The sequence below is a fragment of the Pseudomonas sp. I8001 genome (assembly GCF_013385345.1).
Lineage (GTDB): Bacteria > Pseudomonadota > Gammaproteobacteria > Pseudomonadales > Pseudomonadaceae > Aquipseudomonas.
This window is the reverse complement of record NZ_JACAQC010000013.1, coordinates 113,269-120,270: the sequence shown is the minus strand read 5'-3', so window position 1 is coordinate 120,270 and position 7,002 is coordinate 113,269. Positions and strand designations below refer to the sequence as shown.

Here is a 7,002-nt window from a genome sequence, read left to right as displayed (position 1 = left end):
CTGTAAGAGCGGAACCAATAGAGGCCGTTACCCAAACAACGGATATGTACCCTCAACCGTGCTTCTTGTAACGACGAATCCGAATATCCGCCTGCTCCTTGTGCCCCGCAAACCCTTCCATCCCGCAAAGCCGCGAGCAGTATTCCCCTACCAACACCGAAGCCTCATCCGTCAGCACCCGCTGGTACGTGCACGTCTTGATGAACTTGCCGACCCACAGCCCGCCGGTGTACCGCGCAGTCCCGGTGGTAGGCAATGTGTGGTTGGTCCCAATCACCTTATCGCCATAGGAAACGTTGGTGCGCTCACCGAGGAACAACGCGCCGTAATTGGTCATGTGCTCCAGGAAATACAACGGATCGCGGGTCATCACCTGCACGTGCTCGGAGGCGATGCGATCGGCTTCCTGCACCAGCTCGTCGACGCTGTCGCACAGGATGATTTCGCCATAGTCGCGCCAGGCGACAGAAGCAACCGGTGCGGTGGACAGGATCGCCAACTGCCGCTCGATCTCCGCCGGCAGGGTTTGCGCCAACTCCGCACTGTTCGTCAAAAACACCGCAGGCGAATTAACCCCATGCTCCGCCTGCCCCAACAAATCGGCAGCGATGATTTCAACATCGCTGCTGTCATCAGCAATCACCAGTGTCTCTGTAGGCCCGGCAATCAAGTCGATACCAATCTTGCCGAACAACTGACGCTTGGCCTCGGCCACATACGCATTACCCGGCCCAACGATCATATCCACCGGCTTGAACGTATCGGTGCCCAACGCAAACGCAGCAATCGCCTGCACCCCGCCCACGCAATAGATCTCATCGGCACCCGCCAAATACATCGCCGTCACAATGGCCGGATGAGGCTTGCCATCAAACGGCGGCGCGGCCGCAACAACGCGCTTCACCCCGGCCACCTTGGCCGTCAGCACGCTCATATGCGCCGACGCCAGCAACGGGTACTTGCCGCCCGGAATGTAGCAAGCCACCGAGTTCACCGGAATATTGCGATGCCCAAGGATCACGCCAGGCAAGGTCTCGACTTCCACATCGTGCATCGAGGCTTTTTGCACCTCGGCGAAGCGCCGGACCTGGGCCTGGGCAAAGGTGATATCGCCGATTTCCTGCTCGGACAGGCTCGCCACGCAGGCGGCAATTTCTTCGTCGCTCAGCCGGAAAGATACAGGCGACCACTGATCAAACTGCTTCGAGTATTCACGTACGGCCGCATCGCCGTTACGGGCGACGTTGGCGATGATGCGCTCAACGGTATCGCGGACTTGGGCGGCAATCTCGGCTTGGGCTTCGACCGGTTTAGGCGTTTTCAGGTAACGAATCATCAGTGGCTCCAGGTGGTTCTTGAGGGCACGCGACATGCCCCCGGCATTGGCAACCATCTTTTCCTACCCCCCTGCCCCGGGCAATTTCGCAGCCTCCCTATTGGTGACGCAACCTGACGCAACACAGACGCAGTGTTGAAGCACTGCGGCGGGCTGCTGACGTTATTCGTATAACCCCCGATGAAAAACATGTAAGCCCCATTGACTTAGGGATTCGGAGTGATAGGTTAAATAAGCGGTTATACGTATAACCTAACAATCACACCCAACGTAAAGAGGTGATCAACCGTGAGTCGAGTCTTGTATCTATTCGGTGGCTGGCCCGGCCATTTCCCCTACGAAATTGCGGCATGGGCGCGCACCGTTTTCCAGGAACTGGATTTCGAGGTCGAAGAGTCCACCGACATCTTCACACTGGACAGGGACTTGACCGGTTATGACCTGATCGTGATCGGCTGGAACAACGCCGTCACCACCGAGACGCTCACCGCGTCCCAGGAAAACCGCCTGCTGGAAGCGATCGAAAGCGGCACCGGCCTGGTGGGTTGGCACGGCGCAGGCGCGGCGTTTCGCGCCAGCCTCAAATATCACTGGGTGCTCGGCGGCTCATTCCTCGAACACCCGATGGGTGAAGGCTTTCCCCACCCGTACCAGGTCAACGTCATCGACCACAGCCACGAGGTGACCCAGGGCGTCGAGGATTTCGAGGTACGGTCCGAGCAGTACTACATGCAGGTCGACCCGAACATTCATGTGCTGGCTGAAACCACCTTCGACGGCAACCCCTTCCCCTGGCTCAACGGCCATCGCAGCCCGGTGGCCTGGGTGCGCCAGTGGGGCCAGGGGCGGGTGTTCTATCACTCCATCGGGCACGACACCAGCAACCTCGCCGACCCGAATATCCGCCGCCTGACCAAGCAAGGCCTGAACTGGGCGACACGCGGGCGTGCAGCCAGTACCGCCGAGGCAACCCCCTCCGTTTCATCAACCCAAGGAGTCCTGTCATGACTAAATTGACCGGCAGCCAGATCGTGGCTCAAACCCTGAAAAACTATGGCGTCGAATACGTCGCCGGTATTCCCGGCCACGGTATCTGGACCCTGACCGACGCCTTCCTCGAAGAAGACTCCAAGCTCAAGTTCATCCAGGTGTTCCATGAGCAGAGCGCGGTGCACCTCGCCGATGGTTACTACCGGGTGAGCGGCAAGCCGATGGCGGCAGTGACGTCCATCGGTGCCGGCGCCGCCAACACGGTAATCGGCATGGCCACCGCGTTTACCGACTCCACCAGCCTGATGCTGATCACCGGCGGGCCACCCACCCACATGCGTGGCCATGGCTTGCTGCAGGAGCTGGAGCGCTACACCGACAACGACTTCCCGAAAATCGCCGAGGCCGTGACCAAGCGTCATTGGGTGGCGACCCGTGTTGAAGAGTTGCCGTTCATGATGCACCGCGCCTGGAGCGCAATGGTCACCGGACGCCCGGGGCCGGTGCACCTGGAAATCCCGATGGATGTGCAGGCCGAGGCCGCTGAAGTGACCCTGCATGCCCTCGAAGAGCGCACCCCGATCGGCAAATGCTTCCCGGACCCGGCAGCCACCGCACGCGCAGTGGAAGAGCTGAAACTGAGCAAGCGCCCGGTGCTGGTGATCGGCGGCGGCGTGATTACCGGCGAAGCCAGCGCGGAATTGTTCGCCCTGGCCGAAGCCTGGAAGATCCCGGTGGTCACCACTTGGAACGGCAAGAGCGGCTTCCCGGAAGATCACCCGTTGTTCGCCGGCAGTGTCGGCCAGACCGGCACCCTGTGCGGCAATAAAGTCGCGTCCACCGCAGACGTGATCATCGCCGTGGGCTGCCGTTTCACCGACTGGTCGTCGTCCAGCTACGCCAAGGGCGTGACCTTCGCGATCCCGCCGTCGAAGCTGATCCACATCGACATCGACCCGCATGAAATCGGCAAGAACTACCCGGTGACCGTGGGCATTTGTGCCGACGCCAAATACGCCCTCGCCGCCATTGTCGAAAGCCTGAAAGGCGAGACGGTTGAACGCGAAGAGTACCTGAGCGACCTGCGCGGTTATCAGGAAGAATGGGAAACCAAACTGGCGGGCCGTCGTGACTCCGATCGCTTTCCGTTCACCTCGCAACGCCCCCTCGGCGCGCTGCGCAAAGTGTTCCCACGGGACACCATCGTGGTGGTTGGCTCGGGCAACACCCAGGGCGCGGTCAAGCAGACTTTCCCGGTTTATACGCCACGTACCCACCTGACCTCCGGCGGCTTCTCGTCCATGGGCTGGGCCGTACCTGCGGCCATCGGTGCGAAGTTGGCGGCGCCTGACCAGCCGGTGGTGTGCATCCTCGGGGATGGCGATTTCCTGATGACCTCCCAGGAAATTGCGATCTGCGTGACCAACAATATCCCTGTGGTGTTCCTGATCCAGAACAACGCCGGCTACATGTCGATTCGCGGTGGCCAGCGCAAGCAGACCAGCCGCCATATAGGCACTGAATTCAACCACCCGGACGGCACGCCCTACAGCCCGGACTTCAAGGCGGTGGGCGAAGCCTTCGGCCTCAAATCCTACCGTGTGGAGCGCCCGGAAGACCTTGAGCCTATCCTGCAGGAAGCGCTGGATTTGAATGTGCCGGTGCTGATCGAAGTACCCACCGACCGCGATGCGGCTGGCCCTTGGGTGCCCGGCTGGTGGGACTTCCCGATTCCGGAATACATCACCGACGAACGCCAGGATGAGTACTGGCAAATCCGTAATTCCGAACAACACCTGTAAATGCCGGAGCGGCTCACATGAGTGATGCATTGATTTCGCATCATGCAGAGCTGAATCCACAACCGGGGGCGCCGCGCGAACCGCGCGCCCTCGACGTGGTGACACCTGATGCAGATGGCACGATCAACTGTGACGTGGTGATTATCGGCTCGGGCATGGGCGGTTCGACCTTCGCCCATGCCCTGCGTGACAGCGGGCTGGATATTGTGATCGTCGAACGAGGGGATTTCCTGCCCCGGGAAATCCAGAACTGGAGCGCTGAAGCGGTGTTCGGCCAAGGACGCTATCGCAATGCCGAACCGTGGCTGGACCAGGCCAACCAAGCATTTTCGCCGGGGGTGTTTTATTACGTCGGCGGCAACACCAAATTCTACGGCGCCATGCTGCCACGGTTTCGCGAGGCGGACTTTGGCGAGATCCAGCATGCCGAGGGCGTGTCGCCTGCGTGGCCCGTCAGCTACGCCGAATTTGAACCCTGGTACGCCGAAGCGGAAAAGCTCTACCGCGTGCATGGCCAGGCCGGCATTGACCCCAGCGAACCCTGGCGTTCAGGACCCTTCCCGCAACCGGCACTCAAGCACGACCCGGCCCTGGTTGCGCTGGAGCAAAGCATGCAGCGTGCCGGACTCAAGCCGTTCGTGATGCCGGCGGCGGTGGACTATGGCGATGGCGGCGATTGCGTATTGTGCTCAACCTGCGATGGCTATCCGTGCCTGGTGGAGGCCAAGGCCGACGCTGAAGTTTCTGCGCTCAGGCCCGCCCTGCGCAGTGGCAGCATTCGGCTGATGACTCGCACCACGATCAGGCAGCTGAACACCGATAACGATGGCAAAACCGTGACTCAAGCGCGGGGTCTGTTCGATGGACGCGAGGTGACACTGCGTGCCAAACGCTTCGTGCTGGCGTGCGGCGCAGTCAACAGTGCGGCATTGCTGTTCAAGTCTGCGAACGCTCAACATCCTCATGGCCTGGGCAATAGCTCTGGGCAGTTGGGGCGTAACTACATGGTGCACAACAGCACCTTCATGCTGGCGGTGGACCCGCGACGCAAGAACAACGTGACCTTCCAGAAAACCCTGGCCATCAACGACTGGTACAGCGCCAGCCCGCACAACGCATTCCCCTTGGGTAATGTGCAGATGCTGGGGAAAATCCGCGAGCCGATGATCAGTGCCATGCGGCCCTGGCTGCCGAAATTCGCTTCACGCTATATCACTGACCACAGCGTAGACCTGTACCTGACCTCGGAAGATCTGCCGACCCAGGACAACCGCGTCACCTACGACACGCAGCGCGGTGCGATCAAGGTTCACTGGACGCCGAACAACCTCAAGGCCCATGAAGGACTGGTGAGCAAGGCCACCCAAACCATGCGTGATGCAGGGTATCCGCTGATCCTCAAGGCGCGCATGGGCATCGCGACGAACTCCCACCAGTGCGGCACTGCCGTGATGGGCAAGGACCCTACCACCAGCGTGCTGGACCTGAACTGCAAGCTGCATGACATGGAGAATGTATGGGTGGTGGACAGCTCGTTCTTCCCGTCGTCGGCGGCGGTTAATCCGGCACTGACCATCGCGGCGAATGCCCTCAGAGTAGCGGCACACTTCAAGGGGCAGCCCGGGTAAAGGTGGGAGCTGGCTTGCCTGCGATGCAGTCGACTCGGTCTGTCAGTGGTATTGAGTCGATACCATCGCAGGCAAGCCAGCCCCTACAGCGATCCCTTACCAACGGGATCAGGCGTCTGCCTGCTGGATACTGCGGGTCGATGTACGCACCACCAGCTTGGTGGCGAAAATCTTTTGCTCGGGCGCCAGCGGCGCATCAGCCGGGGCATTCAATTGCTCGGTCAGCATGCGTGCGGCGTACACGCCCTTCTCCACCATGGGTTGGGCAATGGTGGTCAAACCGAGTTGCACCGCCTCGGGAATATCGTCGAAGCCGATCACCGAAAGCGTCTGCGGCACTTGGCGACTGAGGGCGTGGGCGGTTTTCATGCAGGCAATCGCCATCACATCCGAGCACGCCACCACTGCCGTGACGTCGTTGGAGGTCAGCAATGTGAACGCTGCGGCCTGGCCGGACGTGGAATCCAGCCCACCGGCCTCGATCACGCTCAGGTCTTCAAACGCCAGGCCCGCGGCGGTGGCCGCCTCCACGTAACCGGTGAGGCGTTCGCGGACAATCCGCTCACTGGCACTTTTGAAGCGTTGCAGGTCAATCGGGCCGCGGTAACCATCCGGGTTGAGGCGGTCAATGATGACGCCGATCTTGCGGTGGCCCAGGTCCAGCAGATGCTGCATTTGCGTGCGAGCCGCACCGCGATCGTCGATGCCGACAAAAAACGAATTCTCGACCAGCGGCGAGTCGATCACCACGAACGGAATACTGTGCTTCACCACCGCCAGCACCGCCGGGTGATCATCGGGCAGGGTCGAGATAATCAGGCCATCCACCAGCCCGCGCAGGGCCAGGCTGCCGTGGCTCGCCGCCGGGCCCCGGCCCACCAGGCGGTTGTTGTTGAGCGGAAACAGTGTCAGTGCGACATTTTCCAACTCGCCCACTTCACTGATGCCGCGCAGCATGGCGATGGTGCACGGGTCGGCAAAGGCCAGGGACAACTTGTCCATCATCATCAACCCGATGGCGCCGATCTTGCCCGAGCGCAGGCTGCGGCCCAGCACATTGGGGCCCGGGTAGCCCAATGAAGCGGCCACCTCGAGGATATGCTCGCGCTGGGCCGGGGACAGTTTGGAAGGTCGGTTGTAGGCGTAAGACACCGCAGGCTGGGACACCCCTGCCGCCAGTGCTACGTCTTTCATTGAAACGGCCATCGCTTGCTTCCCAATCCTTTTGAAACCTCATGCGAGGTCA

At 61.0% G+C, this 7,002-nt stretch carries 5 protein-coding genes; 3 read left to right on the top strand and 2 right to left on the bottom strand.

What is annotated here, in order from left to right:
• Positions 1–52: 52 nt before the first annotated feature.
• Positions 53–1,336 (bottom strand): histidinol dehydrogenase, encoded by a 1,284-nt coding sequence (gene hisD, locus HX839_RS13525; protein WP_008431521.1) that lies wholly within the window; start codon positions 1,334–1,336, stop codon positions 53–55.
• Between the two features lie 288 nt (positions 1,337–1,624).
• On the opposite strand from hisD, the gene HX839_RS13520 reads away from it, so the two are divergent.
• From HX839_RS13520 to HX839_RS13510, 3 genes are read left to right on the top strand one after another with little or no spacing between them, the layout of a single operon-like run.
• Entirely contained in the window at positions 1,625–2,344 is a 720-nt protein-coding gene (locus HX839_RS13520; protein ID WP_032898774.1) for a ThuA domain-containing protein, read from the top strand.
• Positions 2,341–4,128, top strand: coding sequence for a thiamine pyrophosphate-binding protein (locus tag HX839_RS13515; RefSeq protein ID WP_102604522.1), 1,788 nt, complete (start codon positions 2,341–2,343; stop codon positions 4,126–4,128). The genes HX839_RS13520 and HX839_RS13515 overlap by 4 nt, the downstream gene beginning before the upstream one ends.
• 17 nt (positions 4,129–4,145) lie before the next feature.
• Entirely contained in the window at positions 4,146–5,756 is a 1,611-nt protein-coding gene (locus tag HX839_RS13510; RefSeq protein WP_177067165.1) for a GMC oxidoreductase, read from the top strand.
• A 108-nt stretch (positions 5,757–5,864) separates the two neighbouring features.
• On the opposite strand, the gene HX839_RS13505 is transcribed toward HX839_RS13510, so the two are convergent.
• Positions 5,865–6,962 (bottom strand): LacI family DNA-binding transcriptional regulator, encoded by a 1,098-nt coding sequence (locus tag HX839_RS13505; RefSeq protein ID WP_008431528.1) that lies wholly within the window; start codon positions 6,960–6,962, stop codon positions 5,865–5,867.
• Between the last annotated feature and the right edge of the window lie 40 nt (positions 6,963–7,002).